This is a genomic window from Teichococcus globiformis (genome assembly GCF_042646265.1).
In the GTDB taxonomy this organism is placed as follows: Bacteria; Pseudomonadota; Alphaproteobacteria; order Acetobacterales; family Acetobacteraceae; genus Pseudoroseomonas; species Pseudoroseomonas globiformis.
Window position 1 is genome coordinate 213,728 of record NZ_JBHRTN010000010.1, and the last position, 19,756, is coordinate 233,483.

The 19,756-nt window shown below is 60.7% G+C and carries 12 protein-coding genes; 5 read left to right on the forward strand and 7 right to left on the reverse strand.

Annotated features, from left to right (window positions below):
* Nucleotides 1-44: 44 nt before the first annotated feature.
* Nucleotides 45-2,489 carry a glycosyltransferase gene (locus tag ACFOD4_RS11855; protein WP_379596663.1) on the reverse strand — a complete coding sequence of 815 codons (2,445 nt, stop codon included), beginning with the start codon at nt 2,487-2,489 and terminating at the stop codon, nt 45-47.
* Nucleotides 2,419-3,174, reverse strand: coding sequence for a tRNA1(Val) (adenine(37)-N6)-methyltransferase (locus tag ACFOD4_RS11860; protein ID WP_379596664.1), 756 nt, complete (start codon nt 3,172-3,174; stop codon nt 2,419-2,421). Before ACFOD4_RS11860 ends, ACFOD4_RS11855 begins: the two co-directional genes overlap by 71 nt.
* A 286-nt stretch (nt 3,175-3,460) precedes the next feature.
* On the opposite strand from ACFOD4_RS11860, the gene ACFOD4_RS11865 reads away from it, so the two are divergent.
* Nucleotides 3,461-4,417 carry a polyprenyl synthetase family protein gene (locus tag ACFOD4_RS11865; protein ID WP_456316889.1) on the forward strand — a complete coding sequence of 319 codons (957 nt, stop codon included), beginning with the start codon at nt 3,461-3,463 and terminating at the stop codon, nt 4,415-4,417.
* Nucleotides 4,418-4,520: 103 nt separating this feature from the next.
* Here the strand turns inward: ACFOD4_RS11865 and recQ are convergent, their stop codons facing one another.
* Complete coding sequence (gene recQ, locus ACFOD4_RS11870; protein ID WP_379596668.1) at nt 4,521-6,299, reverse strand: DNA helicase RecQ; 1,779 nt, start codon at nt 6,297-6,299, stop codon at nt 4,521-4,523.
* A gap of 590 nt (nt 6,300-6,889) precedes the next feature.
* Here recQ and ACFOD4_RS11875 point away from each other — a divergent pair.
* Complete coding sequence (locus ACFOD4_RS11875; protein WP_379596669.1) at nt 6,890-7,291, forward strand: MarR family transcriptional regulator; 402 nt, start codon at nt 6,890-6,892, stop codon at nt 7,289-7,291.
* A gap of 130 nt (nt 7,292-7,421) precedes the next feature.
* Entirely contained in the window at nt 7,422-9,782 is a 2,361-nt protein-coding gene (locus ACFOD4_RS11880; protein WP_379596671.1) for a xanthine dehydrogenase family protein molybdopterin-binding subunit, read from the forward strand.
* 42 nt (nt 9,783-9,824) lie between these two features.
* On the opposite strand, the gene ACFOD4_RS11885 is transcribed toward ACFOD4_RS11880, so the two are convergent.
* Nucleotides 9,825-10,313: a peroxiredoxin gene (locus tag ACFOD4_RS11885; protein WP_379596673.1), complete on the reverse strand. Its 489-nt coding sequence runs from the start codon at nt 10,311-10,313 to the stop codon at nt 9,825-9,827.
* Nucleotides 10,310-13,138 carry a bifunctional [glutamine synthetase] adenylyltransferase/[glutamine synthetase]-adenylyl-L-tyrosine phosphorylase gene (locus tag ACFOD4_RS11890; RefSeq protein WP_379596674.1) on the reverse strand — a complete coding sequence of 943 codons (2,829 nt, stop codon included), beginning with the start codon at nt 13,136-13,138 and terminating at the stop codon, nt 10,310-10,312. The genes ACFOD4_RS11885 and ACFOD4_RS11890 overlap by 4 nt, the downstream gene beginning before the upstream one ends.
* A gap of 311 nt (nt 13,139-13,449) precedes the next feature.
* Here ACFOD4_RS11890 and ACFOD4_RS11895 point away from each other — a divergent pair, with 311 nt between their 5' ends.
* Nucleotides 13,450-16,461, forward strand: coding sequence for a YhdP family protein (locus ACFOD4_RS11895; RefSeq protein WP_379596676.1), 3,012 nt, complete (start codon nt 13,450-13,452; stop codon nt 16,459-16,461).
* A 92-nt stretch (nt 16,462-16,553) separates the two neighbouring features.
* Here ACFOD4_RS11895 and tyrS read toward each other — a convergent pair whose 3' ends face one another.
* Nucleotides 16,554-17,786 (reverse strand): tyrosine--tRNA ligase, encoded by a 1,233-nt coding sequence (tyrS, locus tag ACFOD4_RS11900; RefSeq protein WP_456316888.1) that lies wholly within the window; start codon nt 17,784-17,786, stop codon nt 16,554-16,556.
* Between the two features lie 73 nt (nt 17,787-17,859).
* Between tyrS and ACFOD4_RS11905 the strand changes: the two genes are divergently transcribed.
* On the forward strand, nt 17,860-18,975 hold the full coding sequence (locus tag ACFOD4_RS11905) for an anhydro-N-acetylmuramic acid kinase (RefSeq protein WP_379596967.1): 1,116 nt from the start codon (nt 17,860-17,862) through the stop codon (nt 18,973-18,975).
* Nucleotides 18,976-18,994: 19 nt separating this feature from the next.
* Here the strand turns inward: ACFOD4_RS11905 and ACFOD4_RS11910 are convergent, their stop codons facing one another.
* Nucleotides 18,995-19,663: an alpha/beta hydrolase gene (locus ACFOD4_RS11910; protein ID WP_379596678.1), complete on the reverse strand. Its 669-nt coding sequence runs from the start codon at nt 19,661-19,663 to the stop codon at nt 18,995-18,997.
* Between the last annotated feature and the right edge of the window lie 93 nt (nt 19,664-19,756).

The window sequence follows — 19,756 nt, forward strand, 5'->3', positions numbered from 1 at the left end:
AACCGGCTGTCTCTCCTCGCGAATGTCCCACTCAGGCAGGCACTTCAGGTGGAAGCTTGCTGCAGGGTTTGCTGCTCAAGAAAACCCAGCCGAGCGGCATAGTCATCCAATCGGCACAGCATGAAGCTTCGAAGGCCCAGGCCGATCCGCCTTGGGTCCGGCAGGCCCAGAGCCGGAAGATCGATGCCATTCCCGTTGTCCAACTCGATTTCGAGCAGGTTACCCTCAGCTATAGGCGGTAGATCCAGCATGAAGGTGTTGTCGCCGCCAGCTTCCAGCGAGACGTCGAAGTGTGCAACGGCGGCGTTTGCCGAGTGGCAACGGACTGGAATGGTCACCGCCACCGGCGGTGAACGAAGCTCCAGGTAGAGGCGAAGGGGTGTTCCAAGTGCAGCGGGCGGAAGGGGGATGCGCAGGATGGCCGCACCTGATCGGCACCACACGCCCCATTCTTCGACCGGATGCCAGGACAGGCCGTCCCGTACCGCCTCGGCCAGAGCCAGGGCGACGTCTGGACGTGTCCGGAGGAGGCGCTGCGTTCTGTATTGCTGCCCGAGATTCACCGTCTTGCGCGCCGCAAGAGGCTGGCGGGGATGCTCTGCAAGCTCCAGCACGGCGGCCAGCGTCTGGTCCTTGATCTCGCTCCAACTGCGAGGCCGGCCTTTGTCGCGGACGATTGCCTCCTGCGCCATCCTGAAGTCCCGGTCGAACATAAGCTGCTCCAGCTTATGCTGCAGGTCAGGCTGGCTCTGAGGCACAAAGTACAGGGCGGCCTCACCGCCGGCCTCGGCCAATGCGGAATGGCGTGGGGTCAGGACAACCTTGCCATGGGCCAACGCCTCCGTGATGGGCAGGCCCCACCCTTCGTAGTGGCTGTTATACACGGTGAAGAGACATTGATCGTAGAGTGCATCGAGCTCCTGGTCCGACACGCGTGACAACAGAACGACATGGCGCTGAAGTTCCGGAGCATTTTGCAACAAGCTGAGCGCGGCCTCGGAATGCCACCCTGCTTTTCCCACGCAGACCAGACGCGGCACCTTTGATGGTCCATGCCGGCGCACAAGTTGCAGCCAAGCCTGGAAAACGAGGAGATGGTCCTTACGGCTCTCGATTGTTGCAACGAAGAGGCAGTATGGCTCGCCGGGGCGGAGAGCACGCAGGGCAGCCAGGCTAGCGTCTTCCGGAATGGCAGCCACGCTCCGCGGGTCACCATCCAGGCGGATCACATGGATCGGCAGTGTTTGTCCTGGAAGCAATCGATCAAGTTGCTGAAGAACATCCCTTTTCGTGTTCTCCGAATTGCACAGGATGCCATGCGCATGCAGGCCGATCGCGCCGAACCAGCGGGAATAATCCTGCACCATGGTCAGGAGGCAGTGCTCAGGGACGATCAGCGGCACGCAGTCATGGATGAAGGGGATGTAGCGAACACCGTAGACATGCTGAGCTGCACGCAGGGCCCGGAAATAGTCCGGAAATCCCCAGGAATTCCCGAGATTGACAAGAAGAGCGCCTTCCCTGAAGGCAAAGGCCGGCGCATGCGCAACATGCTGTCGGAGAGTGTCCCGGGTGTATACCCACACGGGATCTTCCGTGTCGGAGCCTCGGGCAGCCAGAGTCGTAAGTTCGGTGAAGCCCTTGGTGGCGACCTGATGCCAGGAAAGGTCGCCTGCATCATACGCAGCAAAGCATAGGTCGACCCGGGATTCTGACGACTCCTCAATGGCACGGGAAACGATGCCGAGCTGAACCCTTTGAATGCCTGTAGGCGTTCTGGAACTGTTGAAGTAATCAAGCAGGTCAGTCACATCGAGGACCATTTGGACGCGGCTTGATACCAACGAGCCGGCAAGCACAGGCGCGCTGTCCTGGTGGAAAGCTGGCGGATCAGGTCTTTCCAGTGCCCCCGGGAATTCCGTCGAAAGCAATTCATCCGCGGTCACATCCGTATCTGGATGCCGTACAAGCCATTCTGCGGTCGACGAGGACTCCCTCCAGGCATCCACATTGCCGGGGTCAAGAGAGACTGCCCTGGCATAAGCCAGCGCCGCTTCCTGCCAGTCGCCCAGGATCTTGTGCGCGTGACCGATTTGGAGATGCAGGTCGGAATCGTCTGGCGCGTGGTGCTCGGCTTCACGATAGCTCGCCAGGGCTTCCCGGACGCGTCCTGACTCCTTCAGACAGTGGCCGCGCTGCACCATGAGCGGCCAGGCGTCAGGACGCGCTTTAAGGACCGCCGTGTAAAGCTCTGCCGCCTCTACCCATTGTGCATCGTTACGCTTCTCATCCGCAGCTAGGGCAAGGGCATCCGCATCGGTTGCGGCGCTTTGTGGTGCCATCTGCTTCGCGGAGTCCTGGGTCATGGTGAATCGACTCCTAATAGAGCCCTGGGGGACAAGCAATCGCTTTGCGGTTTTACCCCCAGGAGAGCGCTTCGCCCCGGTCGAGCAGCTTTGCTGCAGCCGCGCTCCAGCCAGAACCATCATGCAAGATCAGGCCTTGATGAACGCGATCAGGCGCGTGGCTGAAGCGGCGGGCCTGCAAAAGGACACGTTTCGAAACGCTTCCAGGCCGTGGCCAGAGCGGCATGACTTCCACGCCAAAGCAGTGCGCCGCCCGCAATGCATCAGCTCCGTCCAAGTAGCGCGTTGTTGGCAGGATGAAGGTCATGGAAGCCCGGTGCGCGAGTGGGCGCGCCATGGCGGTTGCCCACGCTTTCAGATCGCCAGCGCTTTCGGTATGCGTTGCTTGAGACCTCAAGGCCTCTGGTGGCCGCGTGCCGGTGGGCCAGTAGGGCGGATTAGCGCAGGCGTGCTGGACCGCGAGGTGACGCAGCTCGTCCAGCTGGGTCACGTCGCCCTCTATGACGGTAACCCGATCTGCGACGCCGTTGATGACTGCGTTGCGGCGGGCAAGCTCAGCGAGGGCAGCAACGCGTTCAACCGCAACGATCCGCAAGCTTGGTATGCGTGCCAAAAGGCAGAGAAACACAGCACCGCTGCCGCAACCTGCCTCAAGAACGGTTTCTCCAGGCTGCGCAGGAATGCTCGCAGCCAGCAACACCGCATCCAGGCCGGCGCGAAGGCCGCTTGAAGGCTGAAGCAGTTGGACACGCCCCTGGAGAAGCGTGTCGCTCGTCAGGCCTTCTTTCTCAGATCGGATCATCACCATAGGGGAGGGCTTTGCGAAGGGCAGCCAAGCGGCAGCGGATGGTGCCTGGGCTGCTCCTATCCGCCAAGTTGCGATGTGGGAAGGCTGATGCGGCTGGCGGTCTTGTCCCCAGGTACCTGATGTCGGACGTCTCAGCCAAGGTGCTCTCCTTGCTGGCTGCCGACCTGACCGGTATGGTGCGGCGCGTAAGAAAGAGGTCTATGGCCGCGTGAACTTCCCCGCCACGCAAGGGCGCGAGGCGCCCCATGCTCCGGCACCCGATGCCGAAGACGCCCTGGCTGCCTTGATGGACTTGCTGCGGGATGATCTCGAGGCGTGCAATACGGCAATCATTGCCCGCATGCAGAGCCCGGTTCAGCTGATCCCCCAGCTGGCGGCTCATCTTATCGCTGCTGGCGGTAAACGTCTGAGACCGCTTCTGACATTGGCTGCCGCGCGCCTTTGTGGTTACAGCGGCGAGCGACATGTTGGCCTAGCCGCCTGCGTCGAGTTCATCCACACGGCCACCCTGCTGCATGACGATGTTGTGGATGAGAGCGACTTGCGGCGTGGACTAGCCAGCGCCAACGCCGTTTTTGGCAACAAGGCCAGCGTTTTGGTCGGCGACTTCCTGTTTGCCCGAGCCTTTGAGCTGATGGTGGCTGACGGATCGCCGGAGGTCTTGCGCATCCTTTCCAGCGCTTCCGCGACGATCGCCGAGGGCGAAGTCCTGCAGTTGGTCATCCAGAACGATACAACTTCGACCGAGCAGCAATATCTGGAGGTCATCGAGGGGAAGACGGCAGCCTTGTTTGCGGCCGCGACGCGGGTTGGTGCCGTGGTGGCCGACCGTGGCCTGGAAGAAGCCGAGGCCCTCCACAGCTATGGGCATAACCTTGGTATTGCCTTCCAGCTTGTGGACGATGCCCTTGATTATTCGGCAGAGCAGGAAAGGCTCGGCAAGACGGTCGGGGATGATTTCAGGGAAGGAAAGATAACCCTGCCGGTGCTGCTTGCCTTTGCCCGCGGTGACGAGGATGAACAGGTCTTCTGGCGGCGTGTTCTGGAGGAACGGCAGCAGAATGAGCATGATCTGCAGCACGCTTTGACGCTGATGCGCCATCACCGGACACTGGAAGATACTGTCGCCAGAGCAAGGCATTACGGAGACCAGGCGTGCCGCGCCTTGGACGCATTTCCTCATTCGCCTTATCGGAAGGCACTTTTGGATGTCGTGGAGTTCTGCATCGCGCGGGCGCACTGAATCACGGGCCGGCCTACAGTGCCGGCCTTGTGGCTCAAGGCCCGACCATTACAATAGGCGGGAGAAGCCCAGCCGTCGGTGATGAGTCTGGCCGGAGCTTTCATTAGCCATTCGCGCAGCTACCAAGAACAGCCAGAACCGCGTCTCCATACCGTTCCAACTTGGTGGCTCCTACACCTGGCACCTGCGCCAAGGCAGCCTTGCTGGCCGGCCTGACGGCTGCGATCTCCGCCAGGGTCCGATCCTGGAAGATGACATAAGCCGGCACCCCTTGAGCCTGCGCTGTTTGCCTGCGCCAGTTCCGGAGCGCCGAGAAGCACGGATCCTCGGGGGTGGCGGGCTGAGGCCCTCTGGTCTTACTTCCCACCGCGCCAACCAGGTCTTCTCGGAAGCTGATCTGCTTCTCGCCCTTAAGGATCGGTTTTGCCGCATCCGTCGGCAGCAACTCCCCATGGTTTTCGACGGCGATGTCGAGAGCCCCTTGAGCCACCAGCTGCCGAGCGATCCCACGCCAAGCTGCCTCGGAGAATTCACGCCCAACTCCGAAGGTCGGAAGCTGGTCATGCCCAAACTGCGAAACTTTCTCAGTAGACTTGCCGCGAAGCACGTCAACCACATGACCTAGACCGAAGCGTCGGCCTGTCCGCAGAACCGCGGACAGAAGCTTCTGCGCGGCGATTGTGCCATCGAACACCTTCGGTGGTGCATTGCAAATGTCACATTGACCACAGCGATCCCCAGCCTCTTCTCCGAAGCATCGCAGCAGCATCTGGCGCCGGCAGGTGGCCGCCCCAGCCAGTGCTACCATGGCGTTCAGACGCTGCAACTCAACACGCTTCTGATCGTCTGAAGCAGCGCTATCGCCGATATAGTGGCGCGCCCGAGCGATATCGTTGGCGCCGTAGAGCAGCAAGGCTTGTGCAGGAAGCCCGTCGCGACCGGCTCGGCCGATTTCTTGGTACCAGCTTTCAGGGCTGCGAGGCAGATCCGTGTGTGCAACATATCGGACATCGGGACGGTCGATGCCCATTCCGAAAGCGATAGTGGCAGCCATCACCACGGCATCGCCCCGGGCAAACCTCCGGTGGGCTGCCCGCTTATCGGCAGGATCCATGCCGGCATGGAACATAACAGCATCATGACCGTCTTGCCGCAGCCACTCCGCCGTGGCCTCTGCCTTTCGGCGCGTGCCACAGTAGATCAAGCCAGCGCCTGTACTGTCGCCTGCCATGCGGATGAACTGGCGAATTTGGCTCCGCTCCTGTTCCCGCGGTTGAGCCGAAATATGGATATTCGGCCGGTCAAAGCTTGCGCGGAAGAGAGGGCTGTCCTCCAATCGCAACTGGCGCTGAATGTCCTGAACGGTGCGCAGATCTGCAGTGGCGGTCAGCGCAACCCTGGGCACCCGTGGGAACCGCTCAGCCAGGATAGGCAGTGAGCGATACTCCGGCCGGAAGTGATGACCCCACTGGCTAACGCAATGAGCTTCATCGATCGCGAAGAGCGATATTGGAGTCTCGTCCAGGCGGGAGAGGATGCCTTCGCCGGTCAGCCGCTCTGGAGAAACGTAGAGCAGCTTCAGCTTTTGACTATCAAGCGCCTGCCAAACTGAGCGGGTTTGCTCCCGATCCAGCTCGGAATGTAAAGCGGCTGCAGCAACGTCCTGCTGCGTCAGAGCCGCTACCTGATCCTCCATGAGCGAGATCAGGGGAGAAACAACGATGCCCACGCCCGGACGGCAGAGAGCAGGAATTTGATAGCAGAGGCTCTTTCCTCCGCCGGTCGGCATCAGGACCAGCCCGGAACCCCCATCGACGAGGTGACGGACCACGGCTTCCTGAGAACCGCGGAAGCCTTCATAGCCAAAGGTTCTGTGCAGCACCTCGAGCGGATCATGGCGGTCTAGCATCAAAATTGCAGTGGCACCGGGCGGACAAGAGCCGCATGGGGAACGTCCGCCGACGGAGGCTGACGAGGGAAGGGAAGCGAGAAATGGCTGATCGTTTTCTCAGCGCTCCATTACCAGATTGCAGGCGGCCGGCGAAGTCCAAAGCCTGCTATCGCGGAAAGATTGGCGTGAGCCGAGTACGGCGGCGACCTGTGAAGCAGCGGATCGTTACGTTTCGTGGCTCGACAGCTTTAGTAAATGAATGAAGAAAAACAGCATGTCAAAGCTTGCGCATAGTCGAACCTCTCTCATTTCTCGATGGATCTGTTTCGAACGACCATGTCCACGAGCATGACGCTGCGTTAGCTGAGGCTTGGCGTTGCGGCAGTAGAGGAGCAGGTGGCGAGACGACCTCCCACTGAAACTTCTGCCAGTCCACGACGCTAACTCGTCGTATAAAATTCTACTTCTCATCTATTTAATTTAGATCCAGTCCAAAACACTGGTTCTCGATCAAGTGGGTGTTCTAAACTTCTGAGCAACATTGCTGTGTCGCCAGAACGCTGGGATTGAAGGATCTTGCTATGTCGGTGTCGAACTCTCCTGATCAACTGATCAGCATCCTGCGCGAGACGATCGTGTCGCTCGTACGCCGCGATGGCCATGATCTGTCAGCTCGGCAGTTGGGAGTGTTTCTGACCGTCTACATGAGCGATGGCCCGCACACCGTTCGAGGATTGGCTGCTTCGCTCAACGTTTCGAAGCCGGCGATCACACGGGCCTTGGATCGCTTGGGCGAACTTGATCTGGCGAGGCGCAAGACGGATCCTCAGGATCGGCGGAGTGTTCTGGTTCAGCGGACTGCGAAGGGTACATCCTTCTTGCGGGAGATCAGGATGATGATGACCGAGGCTGATAAAACCAGCCGAAGCGTAGCACCGTCTCAGCCGGCCAACTCAGAGAGTGCAGCACTGAAAGCAGGCTAACATCACGATCCTGTGATGTTATATACAACCTTTGCGCGAAGCGGCGCCATCCTTACGCTCATCCAATCAGGGTCGCCTGTTTCTCGAATCGCTTCTAGGCTCTGGCAGTTCTCCGCATCAGGGGTGTTTCATGCCAGATGTCCTTGCTTCTCACGCATCGCCGCTCAAATTCGGCGTGGGGCAGCCAGTCTCCCGCAATGAAGATCCGATCCTTCTAAAGGGTCAGGGCTGCTATACCGACGATCTGCAACTGCCAGGTCAGTTGTGGTGCGTGATGGTGCGCAGCCCCTATGCGCACGGTTTTCTACGCACCGTGAACACGGAAGCTGCGCTCCTTGTTGAGGGCGTCCTTGGCGCATTCACGGGTGCTGATCTGCAGGCCTCTGGTTACGGCACGCTGAAATGTACGGTTGCTCTGGAAGGTCTTGTCCAGGTCGAGCGCCCTGCACTGGCAACAGACAAGGTGCGGTTCGTCGGAGATCCTGTCGCTTTCGTTGTTGCGGAGACGAAAGAAGCGGCCAGGGACGGCGCTGAAGCTGTTTTCGTTGAAGTTGAAGCTTTGCCGGCGGTCACGACGGCATCTGCTGCAGCGGTGACCGATGCTCCCCAACTGTACGACCACGTTCCGGGCAACCAGGTACTGGATTTCCATTTTGGCGACCGCGACAAGGTGCGCGGGGCTTTTGCCAGCGCTGCCCATACTGTCAGGCTCAGCATGCGCAACAATCGCGTGGTTGTTTGTGCCATGGAGCCGAGAAGCGCCATCGCTGAATACGATGCGGCTGATGGTCGATATACCTTGCGAGTCGGCTGCCAGGGCGTTTTTGGTCTGCGCGCACAGCTGGCCAAGGACCTTCTGAATGTTCCAGTTGAGCAGGTGCGTGTTCTTACGGGGCATGTTGGCGGAAGCTTTGGAATGAAGGCGTCAGCCTACCCTGAGTATCTCTGCCTGCTGCATGCAGCGAAGGTTTTTAGCCGCCCGGTGAAATGGACCGATGAACGCACGGGAAGCTTTCAGTCGGATCAGCATGGCCGCGATCACGAGGTCATCGGCGAACTAGCGCTCGATGCGGAAGGTCATTTTGTGGCCGTCCGGCTGACTTCGTTTGCAAATATGGGCGCCTACCTCGCAACGGTTGGACCGTTGATGGGGACAACCAACTTCCTGCGCAATGTGCAGAGCAACTACAAAACGCCGCTGATCGAGATCACGACGCGCTGCATGATGACGAACACCACTCCGGTGTCGGCGTATCGAGGCGCAGGACGTCCTGAAGGCAATTACTTCATGGAGCGTCTTATTGAAGTTGCGGCGGCGAAGATGGGCGTGGATGCCGTGGAGTTGCGCCGCCGCAACCACATTCCCCCGGAGCACATGCCGTTCAGGGGGGCGGCCGGCACGCTGTACGACGGTGGCAATTTTTCGGCCGTGATGCGCGAAGCCATGCAGAACGCGGACTGGGATGGCTTTGAGGGCAGGCGCTTGGAGAGCGAAGACAAAGGTCTTCTACGGGGCAGGGGGATGGGCAATTTCCTGGAATGCACCGCAGCTCCGGCAAAGGAGATGGCAGGGATCCATTTCGACGAGGATGGCGGCGTGACCATTGTCACCGGCACGCTGGATTATGGACAAGGCCATTGGACACCCTTTGCCCAGGTGCTTCACCAGGTTTTGGGCGTACCATTTCATCGCATACGGTTGTTGCAGGGTGACTCCGATCGCCTGTTGGCAGGTGGTGGAACCGGAGGGTCCAAGTCGCTGATGGCCTCGGGCACGGCCATCGTCCAGGCTGCGCAATTGGTCATCGAGAAGGCCCGTCATGCGGCTGCCCATTTTCTGGAGGCTGCTGAGGAGGACATCGAGTTTACGATGCAGCCGGACGATGAGAGCGGCGCCAGATTAATGATCGCAGGCACGGATCGAAGCATAAGCTTGATGGAGCTGGCCAAGCGGCTGAAGTCCGTCGAGCAGGCGTCCGAAGAGCTACCTGCATCGCTGGACGTAGACCATGTTTTGGACGAGGCGCCTATGGCCTACCCAAATGGGTGCCACATTGCTGAAGTGGAGATTGATCCGGAAACCGGTGTAGTGAGGATCGAACGCTACGTCACCGTGAATGACTTCGGGACACTGGTGAACCCGAAGCTGGTCGAGGGACAGGCGCATGGGGGCATCGTGCAAGGCATAGGTCAGGCATTGATGGAGCGCACCGCCTACAGCGATGATGGACAACTTCTTTCTGGCTCCTATTCAGATTATGCGGTGCCACGAGCGAATGATGTTCCTTCCTTCGTCTTCGGCAGCCATCCCGTACCTACATCTACGAACCCTCTCGGAGTCAAAGGATGTGGCGAGGCTGGCTGCGCAGGATCACTGCCCGCGGTCATGAATGCTGTGGCCGATGCCTTGTCGCGACGTGGCGTCCTGCACATCGACATGCCAGCAACACCTGAGGTTATCTGGAGGGCCTTGCAGGAGGCTCCGGCATGATCAGGCACACGCGGCTTCGGTCTAGCCGATTGTCCGAGACTTTCAGGCTCTCAGACTTGCCTCGTTGTTCAATGCTTTCGCTGCGGCTGCTACTTCTTTGACATGCCCTGGCACCCGAACCCGTCGCCAGATCCGGGACAAGGTGCCGTTCGCATCGATCAGGAAGGTGGCTCTTTCCATGCCCATGTAGCTGCGACCGTACATCGACTTCTGCACCCAGGTTCCATAAGCCTGGGCCGCAGCTTTGTCGTGGTCCGAGGCCAGCGGAAATTGCAGCCCATATTTGGCAGCAAATTTCTCAAGTGCCGGCAACGGGTCAGGCGAAATAGCGACGATATCAATGCCAGCGCTGTTGAAGGAGGTGAGCGCCTCCTGAAAATCGCAAGCTTGCTTGGTGCAACCGGACGTGTCGGCCTTGGGGTAGAAATAGACAACCAACGGCCGGCCTCTATGGGCAGAGATCGAAAAACTACGTCCGCCGGTTGCCTGCAAGGTCACGTCAGGCGCCGCTCTACCTTCTTCAACCATCATCTTGGTTCCTCCGCCAACCGACCCAGCCGGTCTTCAAAGATTTGTCGAACATCCGCTGCCTTCTTCTCGATAAAGTCTCGGAGCATGGGAAGATCGTGCAGCGTGCCGGTCAAGCCGGCAGTGCCCCTCAGCAACACTGTGCCGACGGATGGGGGAAGCTCTGGCCGGCGCCAGGGCCCGACGGTCAGCCGCAGAAGGCCGGTCAAGGTGCGATAAAGCCGATCTGCTTCAATCAGCGTCGAGGCTTCCTGTTGTGTTAGCAGATCGTGCCTTGCAAGTGCGGCGATGGCCATCCGGGTCGATGCCGCCAGAACTTCCGGGTGCTTCTGTGCATAGGCCAGTTGAAGCGCCTGAGCCACGAACTCGACCTCAACCAACCCTCCAGGCCGTGCCTTAAGGTCCCACGGACCGTCGGCGGGCAAATCACGGAGCATGCGGGCCCGCATCGACACCGCATCTGGAAGAACCCTCGCTTCCACCCGCATCAGAAGCGCATCTCGAATCGACGATGAAAGTCTTTTCCGGAGCTGCTGCGTTCCGAAGACCGGCCGGGCACGTGTCAGCGCCATGCGTTCCCACGTCCAGGCACTCTCCGCATGGTAGCGCTTGAAGCTCGACAACGAGGTCGCTACTGGCCCTTTATTGCCGGAAGGGCGGAGCCGCATGTCCACCTCGTAGAGCTTGCCTTCCGCACCAGGGGAGGTAAACGCCGCAACCACCTGCTGTGCGAGCTTTGCGAAATAGACGCTAGACGGCAGCGACCGAGGCCCTCCATGGCTTTCAGACACGTTCTCGGGATGGTCATAGATCAGAACAAGATCCAGATCCGATGCCGGAAGCATCTCTCGCCCACCCAGCTTCCCGAGTGCGATGATGCCCAGGCTGCCATGGCGAACCTTGCCGAAACGCCGGGCAAAATCATCGAAGACATGCGGAACAAGAGCTGAGATGGCAGCGTCGGCTAGGTCGCTGCGCGCTTCACCTGCTGCGTCCACATCAATTGCGGCTTCCAGCGCCGCCGAGTCGATTTCAAACTTGCCTTCGGTGACGAGGCGCCGCGCACCTTCCAACGCTTCTTCGAAATGCCGGGCAGTGCCCACAAGTGCAGGCAGAAGGGCAGTCGAGCTGCCCGGTCCACTTTCTGTCAACAACCCCTCCAAAGCCGAGGGGTTATGAGCGAGATGGTCCGCCAAGGCAGGCGCCGCTCCCAGGATATCTGCCACCCGACGCAGAAGGGCGGGGTTCCTCTGGAAGAGCGAGAGAAGCTGCACGCCGGTTGAAACATCAGACAGAATGGCGTCGAAGCGCGAAAGGGCCACGTCTGGCTCACGCTGGGCGGCCAGTGCCGCGAGAATCGCAGGCAGCTGGCGGCGCAGCAGATCCCTTGCCCTGGAGCTGCGTACGGCCCGCACCCTTCCGGCCTGCCAATCACGCATCATGGTCGATGCACGAGTCGGCTCCCGAAAGCCCATTTCGCTAAGCCTTGCAAGGGTCAGCGCATCATGCCCGTCGGGAGGGAACAGCAGCGGCTGTGCGGACGGATCATCTGCGGCATGCTCGTCGCTCTCCGACGATTGCTCAAATAAGTGTGCATACTGGGCTTCAACCAAGCTCAGATGGCGCACCAATTCGTCGGCGAAGGTTTCAAGATCCGCAAAGCCCATGAAGCTCGCGATCCGCGCGAGTCCAACCTCATCCTCGGGCAGTTGGTGCGTCTGCCGGTCATCAACCATTTGCAGACGGTGCTCGACATCGCGGAGAAAAACATACGCTTCTGAAAGTTCCGCCGCCGCCTCTGCAGAGAGCCGGCTTGCCTCTGCCAGACTGGCCAGCGCGCCCAATGTATCCTGGTTTCGCAAACCCGGATCGCGACCGCCCCAGATCAACTGCAGGACTTGCGTCGTAAACTCGATCTCGCGAATTCCACCACGACCCAGCTTGACGTTGTGTCCGGCAACCTGAACGGTTTTATGGGCACCGCGAACTTCGTGGGCCGCATGGATCTGGGTCTTGATGGCCTGGAAATCCGCAATGGTGGCGAAATCCAGATGGCGCCGCCACACAAAGGGGCGAATTTCATCGAGGAAGCTTTGCCCGAGCTGCCGGTCGCCTCCCACTGGCCGAGCCTTGATCATGGCGGCTCGCTCCCAGTTCTGACCTAGCGACTCATAATAGGTGATCGCGGTCAGGATATTGACGGCAAGCGGTGTCGCGGCTGGGTCCGGGCGCAGGCGAAGGTCTGTTCGAAAGACATAGCCGTCGGCCGTGCGTTCCTCCATCATCCGCACAAGGTCACGGGCCAGCCGGACGTAGAGGGCGCCGGCAGCTTCAGCGTGATAGGCTGCCACATGCGGATCGTAGAGGATCACGAGGTCGATGTCGGACGAGTAGTTCAGCTCTCGCCCGCCGAGCTTACCCATGCCGAGGATCGCAAGACCGGAGTCCTGAGCAATGCCTCGGGCATCAGACAACTTGGCACGCGGCAGCCGCAGGTCGCCACGCTGAGCGGCCTCCCGCAACAGGTAGGCGCAAGCATGGTCAATCGTGGCCTCAGCGAGTTGAGACAACGCCCCGGTGACCTGCGCAAGACTCCATCGGCCCTGCAAATCCGCCGCCGCTGCAATCAGCGCGCCACGGCGCTTGCTGCGCCGCAGCCTCGTCACCGTTTCGCTGCGGGTTGCTGCTACCGGAAGCCTCTGCAACGGTGCCAGCACTTCCGCAAAAGCATGGTCGGCGCCATGTTGCGCGAAATCGAGGATGGCTTGGCTTTCCGCCTGGGCCAAGTGAGCCAGATGGGAGCTATGACCACCCAGTGCGGCAAGCAAGCTATGGCCTTCTTGCGACTCGACGTAAGCGCGTTCAGCGTTGCCGATTGCGCCGAAGGCCTTTTGAAGTGCCTCGGCATCTTCGGCATCGTAAGGGAGAGGGGGAGATCGGCGGGAGCCAGTCATGATAGCGGAGCGAAGGCGTGGTGCGGCTGAAAGGTCAAGTCCCTAATCTGTTGCACCACTTGGCGCGCCTTCTTCTGGGGGGCGGATTGCTGGCTGTCACCCTGCTTCTGCTTCTGGCCTGGAGGCTAAGCACCGGCCCTCTGCATCTTCCCATGGCAGCGGAGATCCTGGAACGGAGCGGCCTGGTGGAACGCACCGTGCCCGGGTTGAGCCTTGGGTCCCTCGCTCTTGCCTGGAGTGGATTTCAGGCTGGAGCGGCCACACCCTTTGAAGTTCGGGCGTCCGACGCGACGTTGCGGGATGATGCCGGAGTGGTGCAGCAAGCATTGCCGGACCTCGCTATTCGCTTCTCGACCGAAGGGCTTCTTCGGGGTCGCCTTGTTCCTGTGTCGGTCACGCTGCGTGATCCCCGCATTGTGCTGGAACGTGGAATGGACGGCGAGCTGACGGTGTCGCTCGGCAGGACGTCCGCACCGCAGGAAGCTGTTAAGGATGGACCTCCCCTCGAGGTGCTGGAACTGTTCCGGCCGGGCTCCCTGCTTGCAGAGCTGACCACCGTTGATTTGAGTGGCGGGAGTCTAATCGTGCTGGACAGGCAATTGCACCGTACCTGGATCATGCGGGGCATCGCCATTTCTCTTTTCCGCACCCCGGGAACATCCGAGATTGCCGGACAGGGCAGGGCCGATCTGGAGCTTCCCGGCGACGGGCCAGACTTGGCTGCCTTCCTGAGTGGAAAGATCCAGCTCGACGGAACGGGTTATTCAGGGTCCGTGACGCTGCCACTCCTGCAGCCCCATCGATTGGCGCTGCTGATGCCCGCTTTGAAACCAGCGGCGCTTCTGGAGGCGCCTGTCAGCCTTACCTTGTCGGCGCAAGGTAGAAAGCAGGGGCCTGAGCCCTTGCCGGAGCTTTCGCTGGCTCTCACGGTAGGTTCCGGGCGCCTCACCGCCCATGGCCATGACTTACGCTTCAAGAGTCTCAATCTCCATGCCCACGGAACGCCGGAAACCCTGCGGCTTGAAAGACTGCGGCTGGAGCTGGCTTCATCACCTGGCGTCGCGGCGGGTACCGAAGGGGTTGTCATCGAAGGGGAAGGGGAAGCGGCCCTCCGGGATGACGCTTGGCAGATGCGGCTCCAGTTGCGGACCGGACCGCTGAACGTCACGACCCTGGGAAGCTATTGGCCCGGACATGTCGCAGAGGGAGCCCGGCAATGGATCCTGAGCAACATGACGTCAGGCAAGTTTGACCAGGGCAGGTTTCTTCTTCAGGCACAGGCAAAACCTGACCTATCGCAATTCGAGATCACCGGCTTGGATGGCAGCCTGAACCTGGTAGCGGGGACCATTCACTGGCTACGGCCCATTCCTCCGTTGGAGCAGGTTGTTGCCAAGGCGCGGTTCGGTCTCAAGAACATCGTCATTCACGTGTCCGAGGCTCAGCAAGCGGGGACGGGACTCGTGGGCGCCGGCTCGGTCATCCGGCTGACACAACTCGATGGCAACAACGAGCAGGCGGAGGTCGATGCACAGCTGAGAGGCCCGGTGCCGGATGTTGTCGGTTTGATCCGCCACCCCCGTCTCCGGCTTTTTGAGCAACGGCCGCTTGAGCTCAAGGAGCCCGGAGGGCAGGTGGATGGACGTCTCCACTTGGCCTTCCCGCTCAAGGCCGATGTTCCCGCAGAGGCATTCAAGGTCCTGTTTCGCGCGCGCCTGACGGAATTACGGATCGCCGATGTGGTGATGAACAAGGCCCTGGAGCGCGGAACAGCTGACCTCGTCGTGGACAACCAGCGCCTCAGCGCCTCGGGACGGGCACAGCTTTCCGGAATTCCCGCGACCCTCAACTTAGAAATGGATTTCAGGCCAGGGCCAGCCAGCCAGGTCGTGGAGCGTGTTCGCGCGACGGCTCGGCCGGATGCCGGCAGGATTGCGGAATTCGGGCTGGATCTGGATGGATTTGTCAGCGGACCTATTGGGGTGCAGGTGCTCATGGAGAAGCGCCGGGGCGGCCAGATGGACGTGTTGCTGGACGGTGACCTTCAGCAGGCCGACATGCGGATGTCGCCGCTCGCATGGAGGAAGGCCAATGGAGTGCCGGCATCCGCTCAAGGCCAACTCAACATCGCTGATGGCGAGATCCGCTCAGTGTCCGGCTTTCGGGTCGAGGCTCCGGGTCTTTCTTTCTCGGGACGCGCCAGCTTTGCGCCACGAAGCCGCCTCGATCAGATTGACATCCGTGAGGCCAGGATCTTTGCCAGCCGCTTCTCGGGTCAGGCTTGGCCACCAACATCGGCAGGCGCCGCATGGCGCCTGCGAGCTTCAGGCCCTGTCTTGGACTTAGGGCCACTCCTTGCTTCCTCCGACAGCGAAGATGAGGGATCGAGTGGCAGCTCGACCTCAGCGCCAGTCTCGATGGATGGGCACTTCGATCATGTCCTCCTGGGGGAGGGACGTTCCGTCAGCGGCGTGCAGGGACGTGCAGCAGTTGATGGTCGAGGGATCTTCAGAGAGGCCCGCCTAGTTGGACAAGCGGGGAATGATGGGGGCTTTGACCTCGTGATCGTTCCACGCGGGGCAGGTCGTGATCTTCGGATTAACGCCAACAACGCCGGGGCATTGTTGCGGGCGTTCGATATCACCCGCCAGGTTGAGGGCGGCCGTCTCAGCCTTGAGGGGCGTTGGGACAGCAATCAACGTGCCGCAAAGCTGTCCGGCACGGCAGATATGTCGGACTTTCGCTTCCAGGATGCCGCGGCCGCCGGGAAGTTGCTGCAGGCACTCACGGTGTATGGCGTCATTGACGCCGTGCGTGGACCCGGCCTCGCCTTCGGCCGCATGGTTGCGCCATTCACCTTAACAAGATCGACTCTGACTATCGAGGAGGCCCGAGCCTTCTCGTCATCCCTGGGGCTGACAGCGAGGGGAGCCATTTTGCGGCAGCAGAAGAGCGTGGACCTGCAAGGCACGATCGTTCCTGCCTACGCGATCAACTCGATCCTGGGATATATCCCACTTTTAGGGCGCCTCTTTAGTCCTGAGCAGGGAGGCGGCCTTTTCGCGGCCACTTGGCGCATGCAGGGGCCGCTAGCAGATCCCAGCATCTCGGTGAACCCGCTTGCGGCCTTAACGCCGGGCTTCCTGCGCAGCATTTTTGGTGAAGGGGGCGCCGCTTCTCAGCAAGATGCGCGATGATCCGCTGCGTCGGGCATAGGACGTGGCCCGCGCCAGCCTGTTGAGGCAGGCGCGGACTGTTCAATCACGTGGCGGCTGAGCTTTTCACCTGGTCAGGGCTGGGGGCTTGGCCGAACGAGCACGTGACGCTTCCGCCCGGCTGACAACTTGACGGATCCATCACGCAGGTCCTCGTCGGACACAATGCGCGTTTCATCGCTCACAGCCTCGTCATTCACGCGGATGCCGTTCTGCCTGATCAGCCGCCGGGCTTCTCCCTTGCTGGCGGCAAAGCCGGCTGCCACCGCCAGGTCCAAAAGCCCGGCCGGGAGAGCGTGGAGAAGGGACGGCAAATTTTCTGCCGATCCTCCTTGTTCAAAGGTCTGCCGCGCTGCCTCGGCAGCGTCGTCTGCTGCGTTGCGCCCGTGCAGCAGGGCCGTGGCCTCGGTCGCGAGAAGCTTCTTGGCTTCGTTGACTTCCACCCCGGAAAGCGCGCTCAGCCGATCGATTTCCTGGATCGGCAACTCGGTGAACAGCTTGAGGAAGCGTCCCACATCGGCATCCTCCGTGTTGCGCCAGAACTGCCAGTAACCATACGCGGAAAGGCGATCCGGATTGAGCCAGACCGCACCCCCCGCCGTCTTGCCCATCTTCATGCCGGAGGATGTGGTCAGCAACGGTGTGGTCAGGCCGAAGACCTCAGCTCCATCAATCCGCCGGTTCAGCTCAACGCCCATGATGATGTTGCCCCACTGGTCGGAGCCGCCCATTTGCAGGCCAACCCCGCGACGTCGTTGGAGCTCAAGGAAGTCATAGGACTGCAGCAGCATATAGTTGAATTCGAGGAATGAGAGCGGCTGCTCACGATCGAGGCGTAGTCTGACACTATCCATCGTCAGCATACGATTGACGCTGAAGTGTCGGCCTACATCGCGCAGGAACGGGATGTACTTCAGTTCATCGAGCCACGCGGCATTGTCCAACATGACAGCCGTGCCGGAACTCTCATGAAATTCCAGGAAAGCCGAGAAGGTCTTCTGGATCCCAGCCTTGTTCTTGGCGATCTGCTCATCGTTAAGGAGCGGTCGAGCATCGTCTCGAAAAGAAGGATCGCCAATCCTTGTGGTTCCGCCGCCTAGCAGCGCCACAGGCGTATGTCCCGTTTTCTGGAGGAGGCGCAGAAGCATAACGGACAACAGGTGGCCAACATGGAGGCTGTCAGCCGTGCAGTCAAAACCGACATAGGCCGGCAATGATCCCTGCTTCATCCGCGCAGCAAGAGCCGCCTCATCAGTGATCTGATGAATGTAACCGCGCGCACGCGCGATGTGCAGGAACTCGTTCATGGTACCACATATGCCGCTTTTTGAACCAAGGGGACTTCCACCCCGGACGTTGCCCTAGCACAGTGTAGCCATGCTGCGAACCATAGGGCTGATGAGTGGCACCTCGCTGGATGGCGTTGATGCTGCCTGGGTGGAAACGGATGGGCGAACCATCGGCCGGTTCGGTCGACGTCTGACCCTTCCCTACAGTGATGACATGCGACGTGCTTTGCGGGAGCTGCTGGATCTTGCCCCGACCCTCGATCCCGGCAACGCGTTGCTGAAGACCTGTGAAGCAAGGCTTACCGACCATCATGCCAAGGCGGTACGAGCGTTGGGCGAAGAAGCCGACCTCATCGGCTTCCACGGTCAGACAATCCTTCATCAGCCTGCAGCGGGACAGCCTGGTGCAGGCCGCACTTGGCAGATCGGCGATGCCTCGAGCCTGGCCGAGGCAACAGGTATTCCGGTCGCCTTTGACTTTCGAAGTGCCGATGTTGCGGCAGGTGGACAGGGTGCGCCACTTGTGCCGGTTGTGCACGCAGCCATGGCGACGGCATTGGAGAAGCCGCTGGCGATCATCAACCTCGGTGGTGTAGGCAACATCACCTGGATCGGCCGCGACCAACAGCTTATCGCCTTCGACACAGGGCCAGCGAATGGGCCGCTGGACGACTGGCTCTTTCGGAAAACGGGGCAAGCCTTCGATCTGGACGGGCGGTTGGCTCTCTCAGGACGTGTAGACCCCTTTGTCCTGAAGCACCTCAGCAACCATCCTTTCCTGCGAATTGCGCCCCCGAAGTCACTGGATCGGCAGGACTTCCACGATGCAATTCGGTCTGCCGGTCTTGAGGCTTTGTCTGCGGCTGATGGCGCGGCGACTCTGGTGGGCTTTGTGGTCCACTGTGTGGCGGCTACTTTGCCGCATCTCCCGGAAGCGCCTCAGCAGTGGCTGGTTACCGGGGGCGGGCGACGCAACGTTGCCATCATGCAGGCCCTGGCCAAGGAGCTGCCGGCACCGGTCTTGAGTGTGGATGATGTGGGCTGGGACGGGGATGCGCTGGAGGCGCAGGCCTTTGGAGTGCTTGCGGCGCGGGTCAAGCTAGGACTGCCGCTGACATTTCCAGGAACAACAGGAGTTCCCAAGCCGCTGACAGGTGGACGGATTGTCGCGGCCACGTCGTCAACTGCGGCAGTGGCGCGCCTCTAGCGCGCCATCCTGTCCTTGCTCAGTCGGCCGCCATGGCCATCCGGGTTCTGTTCAACACGGTACGGACATGGTCCTCCGCCGCATTGGCCACGCGTTCGGTCTGTTCGGCGGTGAAGACATGGCCAGCGCCTTCCTCGACGCGATAGTCGATGCAGATGCCACGTTGGGCATTCAGCTTGTCCACCAGCTTGCGCACAGAGGCTTCGGGAACCAGTTCGTCATCTGCCCCATGGAGCATCAGGCCTGAACACGGACAAGGTGCGAGAAAGCCGAAATCATAGTGGCTCGCAGGAGCGGCAATGGAGACGAAGCCGCCCATCTCGGGCCGCCGCATCAGCAGCTGCATGCCCACATAGGCACCAAAGGAATAGCCGGCGACCCACAGCATGGAAGCATTTGGGTTGACTGCCTGAAGGAAATCGAGCGCGGCCGCAGCGTCCGAAATTTCGCCGATCCCGCCATCATACCGGCCTTGGCTTCGCCCAACTCCCCGGAAGTTAAAGCGGAGCGTCGAGAAGCCCATATCCTGGAAGCGGGAGTAAAGCGCATGGACCACCCGATTGTTCATCGTCCCGCCATGGAGCGGGTGCGGGTGCAACACCAAGGCCACTGGGGCATTAGGCTGCTTCGCGTGATGGTAACGACCCTCGAGCCGGCCATCCGGCCCGGCAAACATCACTTCAGGCATCGTTCCCTTGCATCCGGTGCAGTGGGCGCGGCAGCGCCCGGTTGGGAAACCACAACGCGACCGCCACCGAACCGGCAGCAGGGATCGTGCAGC

Coding starts and splice junctions, on each gene's coding strand:
- ACFOD4_RS11855 (WP_379596663.1), bottom strand. CDS start 2,489: ATGATGGTTCTGGCTGGAGCGCGGCTGCAGCAAAGCTGCTCGACCGGG.
- ACFOD4_RS11860 (WP_379596664.1), bottom strand. CDS start 3,174: ATGGTGATGATCCGATCTGAGAAAGAAGGCCTGACGAGCGACACGCTT.
- ACFOD4_RS11865 (WP_456316889.1), top strand. CDS start 3,461: ATGGACTTGCTGCGGGATGATCTCGAGGCGTGCAATACGGCAATCATT.
- ACFOD4_RS11875 (WP_379596669.1), top strand. CDS start 6,890: ATGTCGGTGTCGAACTCTCCTGATCAACTGATCAGCATCCTGCGCGAG.
- ACFOD4_RS11880 (WP_379596671.1), top strand. CDS start 7,422: ATGCCAGATGTCCTTGCTTCTCACGCATCGCCGCTCAAATTCGGCGTG.
- ACFOD4_RS11885 (WP_379596673.1), bottom strand. CDS start 10,313: ATGATGGTTGAAGAAGGTAGAGCGGCGCCTGACGTGACCTTGCAGGCA.
- tyrS (WP_456316888.1), bottom strand. CDS start 17,786: ATGAACGAGTTCCTGCACATCGCGCGTGCGCGCGGTTACATTCATCAG.
- ACFOD4_RS11910 (WP_379596678.1), bottom strand. CDS start 19,663: ATGCCTGAAGTGATGTTTGCCGGGCCGGATGGCCGGCTCGAGGGTCGT.